Here is an 18,473-nt window from a genome sequence, read left to right on the forward strand (position 1 = left end):
CGGGCTGAGCGGGGGGCGCCGCAAGGAAAACCCGCCGCAACCGGGGCTGCGGCGGGCAAGCAGATGCGCTCAGAGCTGCGGGCTCAGCTCTTGCAGGTGTTGATGCCCAGCAGGTTGTAAAGCGGGCAGGTGTTCAGAAGCCCGGTCGCCAGCGGCACGATGCCGATCAGGAAAATCCAGTTGTAGCTTGCTTCGCCGCGGGTCAGGATCCCGGCGACAAGCAGCAGCACGCCCGCCGCGATGCGCAGTTTCTTGTCCATGCCGCCCACATTGGTCTTGAACATCTCTTGCTCCCATGATGCCAGAAGGCCGGGTTTCCGGCCGATGATGAAGCCTAGCATGGGGCCGCGGGCCTGTCGGTGATCTCGTCACAAAGCCTCGGTCGCGGCGAGCCGGGCCAGCGCGGGCGCATCGCGCAGCTCGACCGCGCCGCGTTCCGTGCGCACCCAGCCGCGCCGCGCAAAGGCGTCAAGCCGACGCGACACCACCTCGCGCGCGGAGCCGATCTGCACCGCGATCTCGGCATGGGTGGCATGAACCCGCCCGGCCTCGGCCCGCGCCACCAGCCAGCCCGCCAGACGGCTTTCGACCGACTGGAACGAGACCCGCTCCATCAGCCGGATCACCTCTTCCATCCGCAGCGCCATGGCGGCAAAGACAAGGCCGCGGAAGGCGGGGGAATTTTCCATCAGTTTCAGGAAGATGGCGCGCGGCACAAGGACAAGGCGGCTGGTCTGGGTGGTGATCGCCTCGCCGCTGTAGGCGGCCTCGCCCAAAAGGCCGAGCGTCGTCTGCACGCAGGTCTGCCCGGGTTCGACCGCGTAAAGCAAGAGTTCGCGGCCATTCGCCCCGGTCAGGAAGACCTCGATCCTGCCATCGAGCATCAGAACGAAGCCCTGCACCGCATCGCCGGGGCGAAACAGCACGGTACCCTTCGGCACCTCGCCGGGCACGAGCGGCGCCAGCGCGGCACGGGCGGGGGCGTCAAGGCAGGCGAGCGCGGGGGAAGTGTCGATCCAGTCCATGCGTCTTATCTAATCACCCCCCCGCCCCGTGCAAGCGCCCCGGGGTGAGGCGCTCAGCCGCGGCTGCGCTTTTCAAACCGCGGCAGCATCGCGGAAAAGTCCAGGCCGCGGCCGTCCTCCTCCTCGACGAAGCGGGCGTAAAGCGCCGCGGCCAGTTCGCCCATCGGCGTGTCGGCATCCGCGCCCGTCGCCGCCTGCTGGCTCAGCCGCAGATCCTTCAGCATCAGCTCCGCCGCGAAACCGGGCTTGTAACCGTTGTCCGCCGGACTTTTCGGCCCGATCCCGGGCGCGGGGCAATAGGCGTTCATCACCCAGCTGTAGCCGGACGAGGTCGAGACCACGTCGAACATCTTGCCCCGGTCGAGCCCGAGCTTGTCGGCCAGCGCAAAGGCCTCGCAGGTGGCGATCATGGTGACGCCCAGGATCATGTTATTGCAGATCTTCGCGGCTTGGCCCGCGCCGGAGGCGCCGCAATGCACGGCCTTCTGCCCCATCACCTCGAAGAGCGGCTGCACCGTGGCAAAGGCCGCGTCGGAGCCCCCGACCATGAAGGTGAGCGTGCCCGCGCTCGCCCCGCCGACGCCGCCCGAAACCGGCGCATCGAGCGCCCCCATCCCCGCCGATGCCGCCTTGGCCGCCACGGCGCGGGCGCTTTCGACATCGACGGTCGAGCAATCGCAGAGCACCGCGCCTTGCGTCATCGCCGCCAGCGCCTCGTCGGCCACCGCGCGCAGGATCGCGCCATTGGGCAGCATGGTGATCACCACTTCGGCGCCCTGCACCGCCTCGGCGATGCTTTTGGCCGGGTCGACGCCTTCGGGCGCGGGGGCGGCAAGGTCGAAGCCCGTCACCGCATGGCCCGCCCTGGCCAGATTGGCCGCCATCGGCGCGCCCATGTTCCCAAGTCCGATGAAACCGATTTTCATGTTTTCTCCCAAGGATTTGTGACGCGATCTTCAGGCGTCGAAAGGAATTTCCCAGCCCGCGGGCAGGGGGGCGAGCAGCTCGGCCAGCAGCGGCTCGGGCAGGGTCTCGAGGCTGTAGCGCCAGTTCGGCTTGCGGTCCTTGTCGATGATCTGCGCCCGCACGCCTTCCAGAAATTCCGCCTTTTCGACCGCGCGCAGGGTAAAGCGGAACTCGTTTGAAAGCGCGTCGCGGATCGTCGGCGTCGCCCGGGTCATGCGGATCAGCCGCAGCGTCGCCTCGGCCGAAAGCGCCGAGACCCGGCGCAGGGTGGTGGCCGTTTCCTGCGCGAAATCGCCTTGCATCCGGTCAAGGGTTCCGACGATTTCGCGCAGGCTTCCCCCGCCGAAAGCCGCGTCGATCTCGGGGCGGAGATCGGCCAGACGGCCCTTTTGCGCGGGGGCAAGCTGTTTCGGCAGGCAGCCGGGATCGCCGGTCTCGGTGATCTGCGCGATCAGCCCGGGCCAGTCCGCCTCGGGGATGTAAAGATCGGCAAAGCCCGCATAAAGCGCGTCCGCCGCGGCGATGCGCCCGCCGGTCAGGCCCAGATATTCGCCGATCCGCCCCGGGGCGAGGGCAAGGATCAAGGTGCCGCCCACATCCGGGATCAGGCCGATACCGGTTTCGGGCATGGCGATCTGCGTCGTGTCGCCAACGATGCGGTGGCGCGCGTGGCCGCCGATGCCGACGCCGCCGCCCATGACGAAGCCCTGCATGAAGGCCAGGATCGGCTTTTCATAGTCCTTGATCCGCGCGTTCAGCCGGTATTCGGACCGCCAGAACCGCGGCCCGATCTCGAAATCGCCTTCCTTGCCAAGGTGATAGATCGTGGCAATGTCGCCGCCCGCACAAAAGGCGCGCGGCCCTTCGGCGTCGATGATCACGACCTGAACGGCCGGATCATGACGCCAGTCTGCGAGGGCTTTTTCGATCGCCGCCGCCATGTCGTGATCCAGCGCATTGAGCGCCGCGGGGCGGTTGAAGGTGATGCGGCCTGCGCGGCCCTCCTTGCGGGCCAGGATCCAGTCGGTCATCGGTCGCGCTCCGCCATCAGGCTGCGGGTGATGATCAACCGCATGATTTCATTGGTGCCTTCGAGGATCTGATGGACGCGCAGATCACGCACCAGCTTTTCGATGCCGTAATCGGCCAGATAGCCGTAGCCGCCATGCAGCTGCAGGCATTGGTTGGCGACGTCAAAGGCCGCGTCGGTGACGTAGAGTTTCGCCATGGCACAGAATTTCGTCGCGTCCGGGGTGGCGTGATCGAGCTTCCAGGCCGCCTGCCGCAGGAAGATCCGCGCCGATTGCAGCTTGACCTCCTGCTCCGCCAGCCGGAATTGCAGCGCCTGAAACTGGTCAAGCGACTGGCCAAAGGCCTTGCGCTCGCCCATGTAGCGCAAAGTCGCGTCAAACGCCGCCTGCGCCCCCCCCAAAGCCGAGGCCGCGATATTGAGCCGCCCGCCATCGAGCCCCGCCATCGCATAGGCAAAACCCTTGCCCTCGACCCCCACAAGGTTCTCGGCCGGGATCATGCAATCGTCGAAATTCACCTGCGCGGTGGGTTGCGCCCGCCAGCCCATCTTGTCCTCAAGCCCGCCAAAGGACAGCCCCTTTGTCCCCGCCGCGACCACCACGGTCGAGATGCCCTTCGGGCCGTCCCCCCCGGTGCGCACCATGGTCACATAGGCATCCGAATAGCCGCCGCCCGAGATGAAGGCCTTGGTGCCATTGAGCTTGTAACCGCCCGGCACGGGTTCGGCCCGGGTGCGCAAGGCGGCGGCGTCCGAGCCCGAGCCGGGTTCGGTCAGGCAATAGGAAAAGATCGTCTCCATGCTGCACAGCTTCGGCAGGAGCCGGGCCTTCATCTCCGGGCTGCCGAATTTGTCGATCATGCCGCCGCACATGTTGTGGATCGACAGGAACGAGCCCACCGCCGGGCAGGCCATCGCCAAGGCCTCGAAGACCAGCGTCGCATCGAGCCGGCTCAGTCCCGAGCCGCCGTAATCCTCGGAAACATAGAGGCCGCCCAGCCCCAGCGCCGCCACCTTGGGCCACAGATCGCGCGGGATCGTGCCCGCCGCCTCCCAGGCGCGGGCCTGCGGGGCGATCTGCTCCTGCCCGAAGGCGAAGGCCATGTCAAAGATGGCCTGTTGCTCCTCGCTCAACGCGAAATCCATGCGCCCCTCCCAAACCGCGTGAATTGAACATCTGTTTAATTTCGAATCCTTGCACGAATTTTGCAAGGGAAGGGGGAGGGGCGCTGCCCCTCTTGGCCTGCGGCCAATTCACCCCGAGGTATTTCGGGCAAGATGAAGCCATGGGCTTTTTCTTGGCGCAAATACGCCTCTGGCCCGAAGGGCAAGCCGCGCCTTTGGCGCGGCCCCCGTGTCCGGGTCAGTCGAGCGCCTTGAAGTTCAAGGCGACGCCGTCCTTGATCCCCGAGAACCAGCGCGCGGTGACCGTTTTCGTCTTCGTGTAGAAGCGGAAGGCGTCGGGGCCGTATTGGTTCAGATCGCCGAAGGCCGATTTCTTCCAGCCGCCGAAGGTGTAGTAGGACAGCGGCACCGGGATCGGGAAGTTGATGCCGACCATGCCGACATTGACGCGGCTGGCGAAATCGCGCGCGGTGTCGCCGTCGGCGGTGAAGATCGCCGTGCCGTTGCCGTAGTCATTGTCGATCACCAGCTTCAGCGCGTCCTCGTAGGTCTCGGCGCGCACGACGCTCAGCACCGGGCCGAAGATCTCCTGCTTGTAGATCTCCATCTCGGGCGTCACCGCGTCAAAGAGGGTCGGGCCGACGTAATAGCCGTTTTCATAGCCCTGGATCTTCAGCCCGCGCCCGTCGACGACCAGCTTCGCGCCCTGCTCGACGCCCGAGGTGATCAGCCCCTCGATCCGGTCTTTCGCCTGCTGCGTGATCACCGGCCCGAAATCGACATCGGCGCCGCCCGTGTAGGGACCGACCTTCAGCTTCTCGATCTTCGGGATCAGCCGCGAGATCAGCGCCTCGGCCGTGCCCTTGCCCACCGGCACCGCGACCGAGATCGCCATGCAGCGTTCCCCGGCCGCGCCGTAGCCCGCGCCCACCAGCGCATCGGCGGCCTTGTCCATGTCGGCATCGGGCATGATCAGCATGTGGTTTTTCGCGCCGCCAAAGCACTGCGCGCGTTTGCCATTCGCACAGGCGCGGCCATAGATATATTGCGCGATCGGCGTCGAGCCGACAAAGCCCACCGCCTGCACGGTGTCGTTGTCAAGGATCGCATCGACCGCTTCCTTGTCGCCGTTCACCACCTGCAGCACGCCATCGGGCAGGCCCGCTTCCTTGGCCAGTTCCGCCAGACGCAGCGCGGTCGAGGGGCAGCGTTCCGAGGGTTTCAGGATCATCGCATTGCCCGCCGACAGCGCCGGGCCCATCTTCCACAGCGGGATCATGGCGGGGAAGTTGAACGGCGTGATCCCCGCGACGACGCCAAGCGGCTGGCGCATCGCATAGATGTCGATGCCCGGTCCCGCGCCATCGGTATATTCGCCCTTCAGCAGTGCCGGGGCGCCCATGCAGACCTCGATCACCTCAAGGCCGCGTTGCACGTCGCCACGGCCATCGGCCAGCACCTTGCCATGCTCGACCGAGACAAGCTCCGCCAGCTCGTCCATATGCGTGTTGATCAGATCGGCGAATTTCATCATCACCCGGGCGCGGCGCTGCGGGTTCGTCGCGGCCCAGCCCGGCTGGGCGCGTTCGGCGGCGGCGACGGCGGCGTCAAGCTCGGCCTTGCTCGCCAGCGCCACGCGCGCGCGCACTTCGCCCGTGGCCGGGTTCATCACCTCGGCGAACCGGCCCGAGCTGCCCGCGACCATCTTGCCGTCGATCCAGTGTCCGATCTCTTTCATTCTATCCTCCCTGACAGGTTTGCGCCATATTACCCTTGCGAAAATGCCGCCAAAAGAGGAAGTCAGGCAAAAGCGTTTTGCATAATTGCAAAGGGTGCGGCGATGGACTGGGATGATCTGCGGGTGTTTCTGGCGGTGGCGCGGGCGGAAAGCCTGTCGGGCGCGGGCCGGGGGCTGAAATGCGATGCGGCGACGGTGGGGCGGCGCGTGGCGCGGCTCGAGGAAGCGGTGGGCGCGAAGCTGTTTGCGAAATCGCCGCAGGGCTATGCGCTGACCGCCGAGGGGGCGCGGCTGATGCCGCATGCGGAAGCCGCCGAGGCGGCCTTTGCCGCCGCGACCGAGGAGCTTTCGGGCGCGGCGGGCCAGATCACCGGCCAGCTGCGCATCGGCGCGCCGGATGGCTGCGCAAATTACCTGCTGCCGCAGGTCTGCGCCGAGATCTGTGACGCGCATCCGGGGCTGGAGATCCAGATCGTTGCGCTGCCGCGGGTCTTCAACCTCTCGAAACGCGAGGCGGATATGGCGATTGCGGTGTCCCCGCCCTCGGCCGGGCGGCTGACGGTGCAGAAACTTGTCGACTATCAGCTGCATCTGGCCGGGCACGAGGCCTATCTGCGCCGCCATCCGCCGATCCTGGAACGCGCGCAGCTGAAGGGGCACCGGATCGTCGGCTATATTCCCGACATGATCTTCGACAAGGAACTGGATTATCTGGCGCAGACCGGGGCTTCGACGGTGGAACTGGCGTCGAATTCGGTCTCGGTGCAGATGCAGATGCTGCGGGCGGGGGCGGGCCTCGGCATCGTGCATGATTTCGCGCTGCCCTTCACGCCCGGTGTCGTGCGCGTTCTGCCCGATCAGATCGCGCTTTCCCGTGCGTTCTGGCTGATCCGGCATGCCGATGACCGCCGCTCGGAACGGCTCGACCGGCTGGCCGAGGCCTTGGGGCGGGGCATGCGGCGCGAGGTGGCGCGGCTTGAGGCGCTGGCCGCGGCGGGGGCGGGCCTGGGCTCGCCGACGCGGGCGCTGTGACGCTGCGGCGCGGCAGGGGGTGCTTGCAAATTCCGCGCCGATGCTGTTGCGTGCGCTCACCTTTCGGTGACTGCGGTCTGAGGAGGACTGGATGCGGATCGGCCTTTACCCCGGAACCTTCGACCCGGTGACGCTTGGGCATATCGACATCATCGAGCGCGCTTTGGCGCTGGTGGACCGTCTGGTGATCGGGGTGGCGATCAACCGCGACAAGGGGCCGCTGTTTTCGCTCGAGGAGCGGGTGGGGATGCTGCAGGCCGAATGCGCGCCGATCACCGCGCGGCGCGGCGGCGAGATCGTCGTGCATCCGTTCGAAAACCTGCTGATCGATTGCGCCCGCGATGTCGGCGCGGGCGTGATCGTGCGCGGGCTGCGGGCGGTGGCGGATTTCGAATATGAATTCCAGATGGTGGGCATGAACCGGGCGCTGGATGCGAGTGTCGAGACCGTGTTCCTGATGGCCGATGCGCGGCGACAGGCGATCGCCTCGAAGCTGGTGAAGGAAATCGCCCGGCTGGGCGGCGACGTGTCGAAATTCGTGACGCCCGCGGTGGCCGAGCGCCTGAGCGCGCGGCTGAGCCGCCAGGCCGCGCCGTGACGGTGCAGATGACCGGCCATCGCCAGCCCGCGGATTTCGGCTGAGGGAAGAGTTTCGCCTCGGGCTTCGCCCGAGGCGACCCGCCGGGGGCTCCGCCCCCGGGCCCCCGGGATATTTGAAGCAAGGCGAAAGAGGACGGGCAAGCGCTTTCCGTCCGGCGTCGTGATGAAAATGGCCTTGTTTTTCCTTGGCAAAATACGCCGGGGGGGGGGCGGCGCCCCCCGCGGGTCGCCTCGGGCCTGCCCGAGGCGAAAGACCTTCTCAGCCCTTCATCTTGAAGCCCTTGCCGATCTGATCGGCGGGCTTCACCGGATAATCGCCCGAGAAACAGGCGTCGCAATATTGCGGGCAGGCAGTGTCGCGCCCGGCCTCGGCCCCCGCGGCGCGGTAAAGCCCGTCGAGCGAGATGAATTCAAGGCTGTTCACCCCGATCCACTCGCGCATCTCCTCGACCGACATCCGCGCCGCCAGAAGCTTGTTCCGGTCGGGCGTGTCGACGCCGTAAAAGCACGGCCAGGCGGTGGGCGGGCTGGCGATCCGGAAATGCACCTCGGCCGCGCCGGCTTCCAGGATCATCTCCTTGATCTTGCGGCTTGTCGTGCCCCGCACCACCGAATCGTCGACCAGCACCACGCGCTTGCCCTTGATCAGGCAGCGGTTCACGTTCAGCTTCAGCCGCACGCCCATGTTGCGGATATGCTCGGTCGGCTCGATGAAGGTGCGGCCCATGTATTGGTTGCGGGTGATGCCAAGCGCGAAGGGGATCCCCGATTCCTGGCTGTAGCCGATCGCGGCAGGCGTGCCGCTGTCGGGCACCGGGCAGACCAGATCGGCCTCGACCGGGGCCTCGCGCGCCAGCTCCACCCCGATCTGACGGCGCGTCTCATAGACCGAGCGGCCGCCGATGATGCTGTCGGGCCGCGAGAAATAGACATGCTCGAAGATGCAGAACCGCGGTTGCGCGGCGTGGAAGGGCCGGGTGCTTTCGATCTGGCCTTCGTGGATGATCACCATCTCGCCGGGTTCGATCTCGCGCACCAGTTCCGCCCCGATGATGTCGAGCGCGCAGGTCTCGGACGAGAGCACATAGCCGTTCTCGCCGAGCCGCCCCAGCACCAGCGGCCGCACGCCCAGCGGGTCGCGCACGCCAATGAGCTTCGTGCGCGTCATCGCGATGACGGAAAACGCCCCCTCGACCCGGCGCAGCGCATCGGCGATGCGCTCGGCATGGTTGGTCTGGATCGAGCGCGCCATCAGATGGATGATGCATTCGCTGTCCGACCCCGACTGGAAGATTGCGCCGCGGTCGATCAGCTCGCGGCGCAGCGCATCGGCATTCGTCAGGTTGCCGTTATGCGCGATCGCGCAGCCGCCCATCGAAAACTCACCGAAGAAGGGCTGGATGTCGCGGATCACCGCCGCCTTCGATCCCGCCGTCGAATAGCGCACATGGCCGATGGCCAAGGGCCCCGGCAGCGTTTCCATCAGCGAGGCCTTGGTGAAATTGTCGCGCACATAGCCGAAGCGATGCGCCGAATTGAAGCCCTTGGCCGGATCATGGGCGACGATGCCGCCCGCTTCCTGGCCACGGTGCTGCAGCGCATGCAGGCCGAGCGCCACGAAATTCGCCGCGTCGACGACGCCGATCACGCCGAAAACGCCGCATTCCTCCTTCAGCTTGTCGTCGTCAAACGGATGCGACAGGAAGGTCTTTTCGGCAACGGTCATGGGAAGGCTCCAGGGATCTTGGGCTTGGCGCGGCTTTAACGCGAAACGGGAGGGGTGTTAAGCCCTCCCGCTCGGAATTCCTTACAAAGCTGTCACGATTTCGCGCGGGTCATGGCTCAGTTCGTGGCGGGGGGCGTCACGCCGCCGGGCAGAACCGTCTCGGCGGCGGGGGTGCATTTCGCCACCAGGGTTTCGTAGCGCGCGACGATCCAGCCCGGCGCATCATCGGGCATCGTGTCGTCCATCTGCCCGCTCAGCTTGGAAAAAACCTTGGCGGCGCGCGAATTGTCCACCACCGGCATCGCCTGGGCGGTGACCAGCTTGTCATAGACGACGAAGGCCACCGCGACGAGGATCACCCCGCGCGCGACGCCGAAGAGAAATCCGAGGCCCTGATCGAGCCCGCCCAGCACCGAGCGTTGCACCAGCGTCGCAAAAAGCGGCGTCAGGATCGAAAACAGCACCAGCGAGAGCGCAAAGACCGCGGCGAAACCGCCGATCGTTGCCAATTCGCAGCTGTCGGCCAGAAACTTGTTCAGGACCGGCAGCTGCGCGATCAAGGGCTTGGCGGCATCGGCAAAGGTATAGGCCAGCACCGCCGCGCCGATCCAGCCCATGATGGCCAGCCCCTCGCGCACGAAGCCGCGGCTGTAGGCGAGGATCGCCGACAGGATGATGGTGATCGCCACGATGGCGTCGACGATGGTGAACCCTTCCATGGTTCCAAACCCCCTGTGACGCTAGCCTGCGCCGAACATGTCCCCAACGAATGTCACGAGGTCGGGCAGCTTGCGCAGCGCCATCCCCGCCCCGCCCTCAAGCTTGGTGCCCACCGGCAGGATCGCCTGTGAGAAACCAAGTTTCTCCGCCTCTTTCAACCTGTTTTCCGCCTGTCCCACCGGGCGCAGCGCCGCCGAAAGCGAGATTTCCCCGAAAATCACCAGATCGGCCGGAAGCGCCACATCCTCGCGCGCCGAGAGCAGCGCGGCCGCCAGGGCGAGATCGGCGGCGGGCTCCAGAACCTTCAGCCCGCCCGCGACATTGAGGAACACATCGAGCCCGGCAAAGGGAATGCCGCAGCGGCTTTCCAGCACGGCAAGGATGGTGGACACCCGCCCCGAATCGAGGCCCACCACCGTGCGGCGCGGGCTGGCCAGCGACGAGGGGGCGACGAGCGCCTGAATTTCCGTGAGCACCGGCCGCGTGCCCTCGATGCCCGCGAAGACCGCCGAGCCGGGGGCGGGCTGGCCGCGCTCGGACAAAAACAGCGCCGAGGGGTTGGCGACCTCGGCCAAGCCGCCGCCGGTCATCTCGAAAACGCCGATTTCCGAGGCCGGGCCGAAGCGGTTCTTCACCGCGCGCAGGATGCGGAACTGATGGCCCCGCTCGCCCTCGAAATACAGCACGGTATCGACCATGTGTTCGACGACGCGGGGGCCGGCGATCTGGCCCTCCTTGGTGACATGGCCGACAAGGATCACCGAGACGCCGCGCGATTTCGCGAAAGTCACCAGCTCATGGGCGGCGGCGCGGACCTGGCTGACCGAGCCGGGCGCCGCCTCGACCATGTCGGCCCACATCGTCTGAATGGAATCGATCACCACCAGATCGGGGCGCTCGGCCTCGAGCGTGGTCAGGATGTCGCGCAGGTTGGTCTCGGCGCCAAGGCTCACGGGCGCATCGGCCAGCCCCAGCCGCAAGGCCCGCATCCGCACCTGCGCCGAGGCTTCCTCGCCCGAGATATAAAGGCATTTCAACCCCTTGCGGGCGAAAGCGGCGACCGCTTGCAAGAGCAGCGTCGATTTCCCGATCCCCGGATCGCCCCCCACCAGGATCGCCGAGGCGGGGACAAGACCGCCCCCCAGCACCCGGTCGAATTCCGCCATGCCGCACAGGGTGCGCGGCGGCGGTGCCTCTTCATGGGCGAGCGTGGTCAGATCGATGCGCCGCCCCTTCGCCCCGCCGAGGCTTTTCCCCGCCGGGCCGGTCGAGAGCGGCGCCTCCTCGACGATCGAATTCCACGCGCCGCAGGCGTCGCAACGCCCCGACCATTTGCGATGAACGGCACCACAGCCGGTGCAGGTGAAGTTTGCGGATGCCTTGGCCATGCGCCCTTGTGGCAGAGCCCCGCGCAGCCTGCAAGCGGCAGGCGGGGAGGGGGGCGCCGCCCCCCTCGGCCTTGCGGCCTCACCCCCCGGGATATTTGGACCAAGGTGAAAGCAGATCCGGTCTTCGTTTCACCTTGGCGCAAATATCCCGGGGGGAGTCCGAAGGACGGGGGGCGGCGCCCCCCCTTCGCCGCAGCCTGCCTCAGCGGATCGCGGCGATCGGCCCCTCGGCCCGGCCGTGGATGAACTGTGTCACATAAGGGTCTGACGTCGTGTCCATGTCCGCGATCGTGCCGTGCCAGCGGATGAGCCCGTCATGCAGCATCGCCACCCGGTCGGCGATGGCCCGGACCGAGGACATGTCATGGGTGATGGTGATCGCGGTCGCGCCCATCTCGCGCACGACGGAATTGATCAGATCGTTGATCACCCCCGACATGATCGGATCAAGGCCGGTGGTCGGCTCGTCGAAGAAGATCACCGAGGGCTCGGTGGCAATGGCGCGGGCCAGACCGACGCGCTTTTGCATGCCGCCCGACAGCTCGGCCGGGAACAGGTCGGCGACCTCGGGGCCAAGGCCGACGCGGGCAAGTTTCTCGATCGCGACCGCGCGGGCCTCGGCCTTCGGGCGCTTTTGCGGGCCGCGCAGCAGCCGGAAGGCGACGTTTTGCCAGACGCTCAGGCTGTCGAACAGCGCCGCGCCCTGAAACAGCATGCCGAAACGCGACAGGAAGTCCTCGCGCCCCTGCGCGACCGGGGCGCCGTTGACCCGGATCAGGCCCGCGTCAGGCGTCACGAGACCGAGGATGCATTTCAAAAGCACCGATTTCCCGGTGCCCGAACCGCCGATGACGACAAGGCTTTCGCCGCGCTCGATACGCAAGGACACACCGCGCAGCACCTGTTTCGACCCGAAGGACTTCGTGAGGCTTTCGATCTCGATCATTTGGAGAAGAACACCTCGGTCAGCAGGTAATTGGAGGCAAGGATCGCGACCGAGGCCGCGACAACGGCGGATTTCGTCGCCCGGCCCACGCCCTGCGCGCCGCGGCCCGAATTCATCCCGTAATAGCAGCCCATCAGCGCGACCAGAAAGCCGAAGGCCGCGCCCTTGACCAGCCCCGAGCCGACATCCCAAAGTTCCAGATATTCCCAGGTGTTGCGGATATAGGTGGCCGAGTTGAAGCCGAGCCGCTCCGTCCCGATCAGCCAGCCGCCCATGACACCGATGACATCGCCCACGGCCACAAGCAGCGGCACCGAGAGCGTCGCCGCCAGAACCCGCGGCACGGCCAGATATTTCAGCGGATTGGTCGACAGCGTCACGAGCGCGTCGATCTGTTCGGTCACTTTCATCGTGCCGATCTCGGCGGCGATCGAACTGGCCACGCGCGCGGCGACCATCAGCCCGCCGAGCACCGGGCCAAGCTCGCGCACCATCCCGATCGCGACGATCGAGGGCACGACGCTTTCGGCCGAAAACCGCGCCCCCCCCGCGTAGATCTGCAGTGCCAGCGCCGCCCCGGTAAAAAGCGCGGTCATGCCGACGACCGGCAGCGACAGCCAGCCGATCTGCAAGAGCGCCTGCAGCAATTCGCGGCCGTAAAACGGCGGGCGCAGCATGTGGCTGAGCACCGCGCCGGTGAACAGGCCGACCCGGCCCGCGCCCGCAAGCGCCGCAAGTACGGTGCGGCCAAGCGCGGCCAGAGCGGTCAGGATCACGCCAGCCCCCCGACATAGGCGCGCTGATAGCGTTGTCCCAGCGCGGTCAGAATCTCATAGCCGATCGTGCCCGCGACCTCGGCCAGGGCATCGACGCCCTGATGCGGCCCAAGGATATCAAGGCTTTGCGGCACCTCGGCCAGATCGGTGACATCAACGGTGATCAGATCCATCGAGACGCGGCCCACCAGCGGGCAGGGGGTGTCGCCCGCCCAGAGCCTCGCCTTGCCCGAAAACCGGCGCGAAAGCCCGTCGGCATAGCCCGCGGCGACGGTGGCGATGCGGCTTTCGCGCGGCGCGGTCCAGCTGTTGGCATAGCCCACGGTCTCGCCCGGCGCGACCTTGCGGATCTGCACCACCGGCAGCGAAAGCCGCACCACCGGGCGGGCTTTCTCGAACGGCAGCCCGCCATACAGACCGATGCCGGGCCGGGTGACGTCGAAATGATAGTCGGGACCAAGCAGGATGCCCCCCGTCGCCGAGAGCGCGCGTTTCAGCCCCGTCCCGTCGGTCATGGCGCGGAAATTTTTCAGCTGAGCCGCGTTCATCGGATGCTCTGGCTCGTCCGAACAGGCCAGATGGCTCATCACCAGCTTCGGCCCGGCAGCGATCAGCTCGGCCGAAACCGCGGCCCAATCGGCGGGCTCAAGGCCAAGCCGGTTCATTCCCGTATCCAGCTGCACGCCGAAAGCCGCGCCGGGCAGGGCGTCGCGATGACGCTTCACCTGCTCGACCGAGTTCAGCATCGGCGTCAGGCCCAGATCCCCGATCATCTCGGTATCGCCCGCCATATGGCCGGAAAAGACGAAGATTTCGGGGCCCTCGCCAAGGGCCTGGCGGACGGTTGCGCCTTCCTCGGCGGCGGCGACAAAGAACTTGCGCGCCCCCGCCTGCGCCAGAACCCGCGCCACCCGCGCGGCGCCAAGGCCGTAGCTGTCGGCCTTGACCACCGCCCCGGTCTCGGTGGCGGCGGAAGTCATTGCGTCAAGCGCCCGCCAATTGGCAAGCACGGCGTCAAGATCGATGCGGAGCGATGCTGTGGTCATGCGGTTTTCTTGAGCCTGAGGGGCAGAAGGTCAAGCGCAAACATCCGTGAGCGCGCGCGCCCGCAACAGATGTGGCAGGGGGGGGCTCGTTCAGGGGGCTTACGCGGCGCCACGGTCCCCCTTCACCCCGTCCGCAAGCGGACTCCCCCCGAGGTATTTCGGGCAAGATGAAAACACTCTGGATTGGCTTTCATCTTGCCGCAAATACCTCGCGGGGGTCCGGGGGCGCGAAGCCCCCGGTCCTGCCTCAGAACCCGTCCGAACCGTCGCCCTGCCAGGGCCGCGCCAGGTCCGAGAACCGGGTGAAGCGGCTTTCGAACGCCACTTCGACGGTGCCGATCGGCCCGTGGCGCTGCTTGCCCAGGATCACCTCGGCCTTGCCATGCACGCGCTCGGCCTTTTGCATCCATTCGGCGAATTTCGGATCGTCCTCCGGCGGCTTCAGGCGCTCGTGGTAATATTCGTCGCGATAGACGAACATCACCACGTCGGCATCCTGTTCGATCGAGCCCGATTCGCGCAGGTCGCTCAGCTGCGGGCGCTTGTCCTCGCGGCTCTCCACCGTCCGGCTCAGCTGCGAGAGCGCCATCACCGGAATGTTCAGCTCCTTGGCGATCGCTTTCAGCCCCATCGAGATCTCGCCGATCTCCTGCACCCGGTTGTCGGTCCGCCCCGAGCCGCGCAGCAGCTGCAGATAGTCGACGATCACCACATCCAGCCCATGCGTGCGCTTGAGCCGCCGACAGCGCGCCGCCACCTGCGAGATCGGCAGGGCGGGGGTGTCGTCGATGTAAAGCGGGCAGGTTTCCAGCGCCTTGGCCGCTTCCACGAAGCGGCGGAATTCCGCCTCGGTCATGTCGCCGCGGCGGATCTGTTCCGAGGGCACTTCGGAGGCTTCGGAAAGCACCCGGGCCGCCAGCTGTTCGGCGCTCATCTCGAGCGAGAAGAAGCCGACTACGCCCCCTTCGACCGCGCCTTCGGTGCCGTCGTGGCGCATCCCGCGCTTGTAGGCCTTGGCGATGTTGAAGGCGATGTTGGTGGCGAGCGAGGTCTTCCCCATCGAGGGGCGCCCGGCCAGGATCAGCAAATCGGAAGGGTGCAGCCCGCCGAGTTTCCGGTCGAGATCGCGCAGGCCCGTCGAGACGCCCGCGAGCCCCCCCTCGCGCTGATAGGCGGCGTTCGCCGATTGCACCGCCTCGGTCACCGCCTTGAGAAAGCTCACAAATCCCTTGTCGGCCGTGCCCGATTCCGCAAGCTTGTAAAGCGCGCCCTCGGTCTTCACGATCAGGTCTTCGGGCTCCAGCCCGACCTCGACCTTCTGCGCCGAAGCGGACAGATCCTTGCCCAGCCGGATCAATTCGCGCCGCAGCGCCAGATCATGGATCATCTGCGCATAGTCGCGCGCGGCGTAAGACGAGATCGCCGCCCCGGCGAGACGCGCCAGATAGGTGGGGCCGCCCAGCGCCTTCAGCCCCTCGTCGTCCTCCAGATAGGCCTTGAGCGTCACCGGCGAGGCGAGCGCGTTCTTCTGGATCCGCGCCGCCGCCACCTCAAAAATGGTGCGGTGCACGGGTTCGAAGAAATGCTCCGCCCGCACCACCGCGGCGATGCGGTCCATGACGTCGTTGTTCGTCAGGATCAGCCCCAGAAGCTGTTGTTCCGCCTCGATATTATGCGGCAGCGCTTCCTCGTCGGGCAAGCCGGGCATTTCGGATTTGATCGGTGCAAGCGTGTTCATTTCTGCCTCATGATCCCATCCCCCGGGCTCTTCTAGCGACGGGCGGGGAAAATGGAAATCCTCCGCAGGATCGGATAACCCTGTGGATAAAAGCGCAATCGCGCCGCAGTTTAGCGCATTTTTGGGGGAATTTCCACCGAAGGCCACAAGATGTTGGGGGTGTTCCCCCGGGCGTGCGAGTCGCCCGGGCTTGTCCCCATTTCATCCACAGGCGTATCCCCGGGATTCTCCCCGGAAATCTCAGCCCTTTCTGTGGGTGTCCTGCCAGGCGCGCGGCGCGCCGAGGAAGGCTTCGACCTCGTCAAGCGTCGCGGCGTCAAAGCTGCCCTGCGCGCGGGCCTCGGCCAGCACGTCCCACCAGGTGCAGAGGTGGTGCAGTTGCACCCCATGCGCGGCCAGATTGGGCACGGTTTCCGGGAAGATGCCGTAATAGAAGATCACCGCCGTATGGGCGCAGGTCGCGCCGGTCTCGCGGATCGCATCGACGAAGCTCAGCTTGCTGCCGCCATCGGTGGTCAGATCCTCGACCAGCAGCACGCGCTGCCCCTCGGTCATCGCGCCTTCGATGCGGGCATTGCGGCCGTAACCTTTCGGCTTTTTCCGCACATAGGTCATCGGCAGGGCGAGGCGCTCGGCCACCATTGCGGCGAAAGGGATGCCCGCGGTTTCGCCGCCCGCGATGTTGTCAAAGGCCTCGAAGCCCGCGTCGCGCAGAACGGTGACGGCGAGAAAATCCATCAAGGTCGAGCGGATGCGCGGATAGCTGATCAGCTTGCGGCAGTCGATATAAGTGGGCGAAGGCAGGCCCGAAGCCAGCGTGAAGGGCGTCTCGGCGTTGAAATGCACCGCCTTGATTTCCAGAAGCATCCGCGCGGTCAGACGCGCGATTTCTTCCTTGGCGGGATAGGAGGAGGGGATCATGCGGGTGTCCTCATGCTGTTTTTTCTTGGTTCAAATACGCCTCTTTTCGACCGTGGCGCCCGGGGCGCGGGTGGAAAGAGCGTATTTGCCCCAAGAAAAAGGATCAGTCGATTGCGTGCCAGAAAACCGGGAAGCCCGGGTCGAAGACGGTGACGGGACCGGCGCCGGTCTCGATCTTGGCGGGCCAGTGTGCGGCGGTGGTGGTCTTTTCCAGCGTCAGCGTCGCGGTATTGACCGGCAGGCGGTAAAAGCGCGGCCCGTTTTCCGAGGCGAAGGCGGAAAGGTTCGCAAGCCTGCCCTCTTCCTCGAAGACATGCGCCAGAAGTTGCATCGTGTTCGTCGCGGTGAAACAGCCCGCGCAGCCGCAGGCGCATTCTTTCAGCGGATCGACATGCGGCGCGGAATCGGTGCCAAGGAAGAACCGCGTCTCGCCACTCGTCGCCGCCGCGCGCAGCGCCAGGCGGTGGTGTTCGCGTTTCGCCACCGGCAGGCAGTAGTAATGCGGCTTGATGCCGCCCACCAGAATGTGGTTGCGGTTGAGGATCAGGTGATGCGTGGTGATCGTCGCGGCCAGCGTGTCGTCTTGCGACCGGGCATAATCGACGCCGTCCTTGGTGGTGATATGTTCCATCACCACGCGCAGCCCGGGCGTCGCGCGGCGGATCGGATCGAGCACGGTCTCGATGAAGACCGCCTCGCGGTCGAAGATGTCGATCGCCGGATCGACAACCTCGCCATGCACGCAAAGGGGCAGGCCGATCTCGGCCATTTTTTCCAGAACGCCCCGGACCTTGTCGAAATCGCGCACGCCCGAATGCGAATTCGTCGTGGCACCTGCCGGGTAAAGCTTCACCGCCTTCACCAGCCCCGAAGCCGCCGCCGCCGCGACATCGGCGGGATCGGTGGTTTCGGTCAGGTAAAGCGTCATCAGCGGCTCGAAGGCCGCGCCTGCGGGCAGGGCGGTCAGGATGCGGTCGCGGTAGGCCGCGGCCTCGGCGCCGGTCACCACCGGCGGCACCAGATTGGGCATCACGATGGCGCGGGCGAAATGGCGCGTGGTTTCGGGCAGGACACCCGTCAGCATCGCGCCGTCGCGCAGATGCAGGTGCCAGTCGTCGGGGCGGGGAAGGGTGATGCGGGTCATGCGCCCCGGTTACACCCAAGGCCGCGGCATTTCCAGTGCCAGCTTTGTCCGCCCACCCGCAGGCGGCTTCGCGCCCCGCCGCGCAGGCGGCTTCGCGCTCATGTGACCGTGGGGCTCTGGACGGCGGCCGCCCCATGCGTCACCCTGCGCGGGCCTCGGGGGAGGATGGAGAGACACATGACGACACGGTTCATCGCCTTGGCGGGCCTTGCCGCCGCCGCCGCCCTTGCGGGCTGCAACGATCCGGGCTTTCGCGGCGTGCCCGAGGTGCGCATCGCCACCCCGGCCGAGGTGGCGCAATGCCGCCTGACCAGCACGATCACCAACGAACCCGGGCTTTACGGCCCCGTGGTCGGGCGCGAGGCGGAACGCTATGCCCGCAACAAGATCCTCGACATGGCCAAGGGCGACGGCGCCAATACCGTCGTCTTCGATCCGGTGATGCCGGGCGAGCCGGTCTATCTGCTGACCGCCAAGGCCTATCGCTGCTGATCCGCTCACGGATTGTTTACGCTGCATTGCAGAAAATGCAGGGCGGGGTTTCGGCAAACG

General features: G+C 66.5%; 18 protein-coding genes. 3 read left to right on the forward strand and 15 right to left on the reverse strand.

What is annotated here, in order from left to right; all coding sequences use genetic code 11:
• Window positions 1–83: 83 nt before the first annotated feature.
• The 6 genes from LY44_RS02920 to LY44_RS02945 all read right to left on the reverse strand — a co-directional run bounded on the left by LY44_RS02920 (window position 84) and on the right by LY44_RS02945 (window position 5,884).
• Entirely contained in the window at window positions 84–284 is a 201-nt protein-coding gene (locus tag LY44_RS02920) for a YgaP family membrane protein (protein ID WP_055208753.1), read from the reverse strand.
• An 84-nt stretch (window positions 285–368) separates the two neighbouring features.
• On the reverse strand, window positions 369–1,025 hold the full coding sequence (locus LY44_RS02925; protein WP_055208751.1) for a Crp/Fnr family transcriptional regulator: 657 nt from the start codon (window positions 1,023–1,025) through the stop codon (window positions 369–371).
• Window positions 1,026–1,078: 53 nt separating this feature from the next.
• Complete coding sequence (mmsB, locus tag LY44_RS02930) at window positions 1,079–1,951, reverse strand: 3-hydroxyisobutyrate dehydrogenase (RefSeq protein WP_055208749.1); 873 nt, start codon at window positions 1,949–1,951, stop codon at window positions 1,079–1,081.
• A gap of 30 nt (window positions 1,952–1,981) precedes the next feature.
• Window positions 1,982–3,022, reverse strand: coding sequence for an enoyl-CoA hydratase/isomerase family protein (locus tag LY44_RS02935; RefSeq protein ID WP_055208746.1), 1,041 nt, complete (start codon window positions 3,020–3,022; stop codon window positions 1,982–1,984).
• Window positions 3,019–4,167 (reverse strand): acyl-CoA dehydrogenase family protein, encoded by a 1,149-nt coding sequence (locus LY44_RS02940; RefSeq protein WP_055208745.1) that lies wholly within the window; start codon window positions 4,165–4,167, stop codon window positions 3,019–3,021. Before LY44_RS02940 ends, LY44_RS02935 begins: the two co-directional genes overlap by 4 nt.
• 217 nt (window positions 4,168–4,384) lie before the next feature.
• On the reverse strand, window positions 4,385–5,884 hold the full coding sequence (locus LY44_RS02945; RefSeq protein WP_055208742.1) for a CoA-acylating methylmalonate-semialdehyde dehydrogenase: 1,500 nt from the start codon (window positions 5,882–5,884) through the stop codon (window positions 4,385–4,387).
• A 102-nt stretch (window positions 5,885–5,986) separates the two neighbouring features.
• Between LY44_RS02945 and LY44_RS02950 the strand changes: the two genes are divergently transcribed.
• Window positions 5,987–6,916: a LysR family transcriptional regulator gene (locus LY44_RS02950; protein ID WP_055208740.1), complete on the forward strand. Its 930-nt coding sequence runs from the start codon at window positions 5,987–5,989 to the stop codon at window positions 6,914–6,916.
• Between the two features lie 91 nt (window positions 6,917–7,007).
• Window positions 7,008–7,514 carry a pantetheine-phosphate adenylyltransferase gene (gene coaD / locus LY44_RS02955; protein WP_055208738.1) on the forward strand — a complete coding sequence of 169 codons (507 nt, stop codon included), beginning with the start codon at window positions 7,008–7,010 and terminating at the stop codon, window positions 7,512–7,514.
• A gap of 261 nt (window positions 7,515–7,775) precedes the next feature.
• Here the strand turns inward: coaD and purF are convergent, their stop codons facing one another.
• The 9 genes from purF to pyrC all read right to left on the reverse strand — a co-directional run bounded on the left by purF (window position 7,776) and on the right by pyrC (window position 17,921).
• Entirely contained in the window at window positions 7,776–9,242 is a 1,467-nt protein-coding gene (purF, locus tag LY44_RS02960; protein WP_055208736.1) for an amidophosphoribosyltransferase, read from the reverse strand.
• A 116-nt stretch (window positions 9,243–9,358) separates the two neighbouring features.
• Window positions 9,359–9,961, reverse strand: coding sequence for a CvpA family protein (locus tag LY44_RS02965; RefSeq protein ID WP_055208735.1), 603 nt, complete (start codon window positions 9,959–9,961; stop codon window positions 9,359–9,361).
• Window positions 9,962–9,982: 21 nt separating this feature from the next.
• The gene (gene radA / locus LY44_RS02970; RefSeq protein ID WP_055208733.1) at window positions 9,983–11,350 is read right to left on the reverse strand and encodes a DNA repair protein RadA; all 1,368 of its coding nucleotides are present in this window, start codon (window positions 11,348–11,350) and stop codon (window positions 9,983–9,985) included.
• 202 nt (window positions 11,351–11,552) lie between these two features.
• Window positions 11,553–12,296: an ABC transporter ATP-binding protein gene (locus LY44_RS02975; protein WP_055208730.1), complete on the reverse strand. Its 744-nt coding sequence runs from the start codon at window positions 12,294–12,296 to the stop codon at window positions 11,553–11,555.
• A complete protein-coding gene (locus LY44_RS02980; RefSeq protein ID WP_394325846.1) occupies window positions 12,293–13,072 on the reverse strand; it encodes an MlaE family ABC transporter permease in 780 nt (259 codons plus the stop codon). The genes LY44_RS02975 and LY44_RS02980 overlap by 4 nt, the downstream gene beginning before the upstream one ends.
• Window positions 13,069–14,118 carry an alanine racemase gene (alr, locus tag LY44_RS02985; protein WP_055208728.1) on the reverse strand — a complete coding sequence of 350 codons (1,050 nt, stop codon included), beginning with the start codon at window positions 14,116–14,118 and terminating at the stop codon, window positions 13,069–13,071. Before alr ends, LY44_RS02980 begins: the two co-directional genes overlap by 4 nt.
• Before the next feature lie 247 nt (window positions 14,119–14,365).
• Window positions 14,366–15,856 (reverse strand): replicative DNA helicase, encoded by a 1,491-nt coding sequence (locus LY44_RS02990; protein ID WP_055208726.1) that lies wholly within the window; start codon window positions 15,854–15,856, stop codon window positions 14,366–14,368.
• A gap of 240 nt (window positions 15,857–16,096) precedes the next feature.
• Window positions 16,097–16,777 carry an orotate phosphoribosyltransferase gene (locus tag LY44_RS02995; protein ID WP_055208725.1) on the reverse strand — a complete coding sequence of 227 codons (681 nt, stop codon included), beginning with the start codon at window positions 16,775–16,777 and terminating at the stop codon, window positions 16,097–16,099.
• A 103-nt stretch (window positions 16,778–16,880) separates the two neighbouring features.
• Window positions 16,881–17,921 (reverse strand): dihydroorotase, encoded by a 1,041-nt coding sequence (pyrC, locus tag LY44_RS03000; RefSeq protein WP_055208722.1) that lies wholly within the window; start codon window positions 17,919–17,921, stop codon window positions 16,881–16,883.
• A gap of 177 nt (window positions 17,922–18,098) precedes the next feature.
• On the opposite strand from pyrC, the gene LY44_RS03005 reads away from it, so the two are divergent.
• Window positions 18,099–18,413 carry a hypothetical protein gene (locus tag LY44_RS03005; RefSeq protein ID WP_055208720.1) on the forward strand — a complete coding sequence of 105 codons (315 nt, stop codon included), beginning with the start codon at window positions 18,099–18,101 and terminating at the stop codon, window positions 18,411–18,413.
• Window positions 18,414–18,473 lie beyond the last annotated feature (60 nt).

This window comes from Rhodobacter capsulatus, from assembly GCF_003254295.1.
Taxonomy (GTDB): domain Bacteria; phylum Pseudomonadota; class Alphaproteobacteria; order Rhodobacterales; family Rhodobacteraceae; genus Rhodobacter; species Rhodobacter capsulatus.

What these genes read in the sequence shown, in the direction of transcription:
- LY44_RS02920 (WP_055208753.1), bottom strand. Translation starts at nt 284, where the DNA reads ATGTTCAAGACCAATGTGGGCGGCATGGACAAGAAACTGCGCATCGCG.
- LY44_RS02925 (WP_055208751.1), bottom strand. Translation starts at nt 1,025, where the DNA reads ATGGACTGGATCGACACTTCCCCCGCGCTCGCCTGCCTTGACGCCCCC.
- mmsB (WP_055208749.1), bottom strand. Translation starts at nt 1,951, where the DNA reads ATGAAAATCGGTTTCATCGGACTTGGGAACATGGGCGCGCCGATGGCG.
- LY44_RS02935 (WP_055208746.1), bottom strand. Translation starts at nt 3,022, where the DNA reads ATGACCGACTGGATCCTGGCCCGCAAGGAGGGCCGCGCAGGCCGCATC.
- LY44_RS02940 (WP_055208745.1), bottom strand. Translation starts at nt 4,167, where the DNA reads ATGGATTTCGCGTTGAGCGAGGAGCAACAGGCCATCTTTGACATGGCC.
- LY44_RS02945 (WP_055208742.1), bottom strand. Translation starts at nt 5,884, where the DNA reads ATGAAAGAGATCGGACACTGGATCGACGGCAAGATGGTCGCGGGCAGC.
- LY44_RS02950 (WP_055208740.1), top strand. Translation starts at nt 5,987, where the DNA reads ATGGACTGGGATGATCTGCGGGTGTTTCTGGCGGTGGCGCGGGCGGAA.
- coaD (WP_055208738.1), top strand. Translation starts at nt 7,008, where the DNA reads ATGCGGATCGGCCTTTACCCCGGAACCTTCGACCCGGTGACGCTTGGG.
- purF (WP_055208736.1), bottom strand. Translation starts at nt 9,242, where the DNA reads ATGACCGTTGCCGAAAAGACCTTCCTGTCGCATCCGTTTGACGACGAC.
- LY44_RS02965 (WP_055208735.1), bottom strand. Translation starts at nt 9,961, where the DNA reads ATGGAAGGGTTCACCATCGTCGACGCCATCGTGGCGATCACCATCATC.
- radA (WP_055208733.1), bottom strand. Translation starts at nt 11,350, where the DNA reads ATGGCCAAGGCATCCGCAAACTTCACCTGCACCGGCTGTGGTGCCGTT.
- LY44_RS02975 (WP_055208730.1), bottom strand. Translation starts at nt 12,296, where the DNA reads ATGATCGAGATCGAAAGCCTCACGAAGTCCTTCGGGTCGAAACAGGTG.
- alr (WP_055208728.1), bottom strand. Translation starts at nt 14,118, where the DNA reads ATGACCACAGCATCGCTCCGCATCGATCTTGACGCCGTGCTTGCCAAT.
- LY44_RS02990 (WP_055208726.1), bottom strand. Translation starts at nt 15,856, where the DNA reads ATGAACACGCTTGCACCGATCAAATCCGAAATGCCCGGCTTGCCCGAC.
- LY44_RS02995 (WP_055208725.1), bottom strand. Translation starts at nt 16,777, where the DNA reads ATGATCCCCTCCTCCTATCCCGCCAAGGAAGAAATCGCGCGTCTGACC.
- pyrC (WP_055208722.1), bottom strand. Translation starts at nt 17,921, where the DNA reads ATGACCCGCATCACCCTTCCCCGCCCCGACGACTGGCACCTGCATCTG.
- LY44_RS03005 (WP_055208720.1), top strand. Translation starts at nt 18,099, where the DNA reads ATGACGACACGGTTCATCGCCTTGGCGGGCCTTGCCGCCGCCGCCGCC.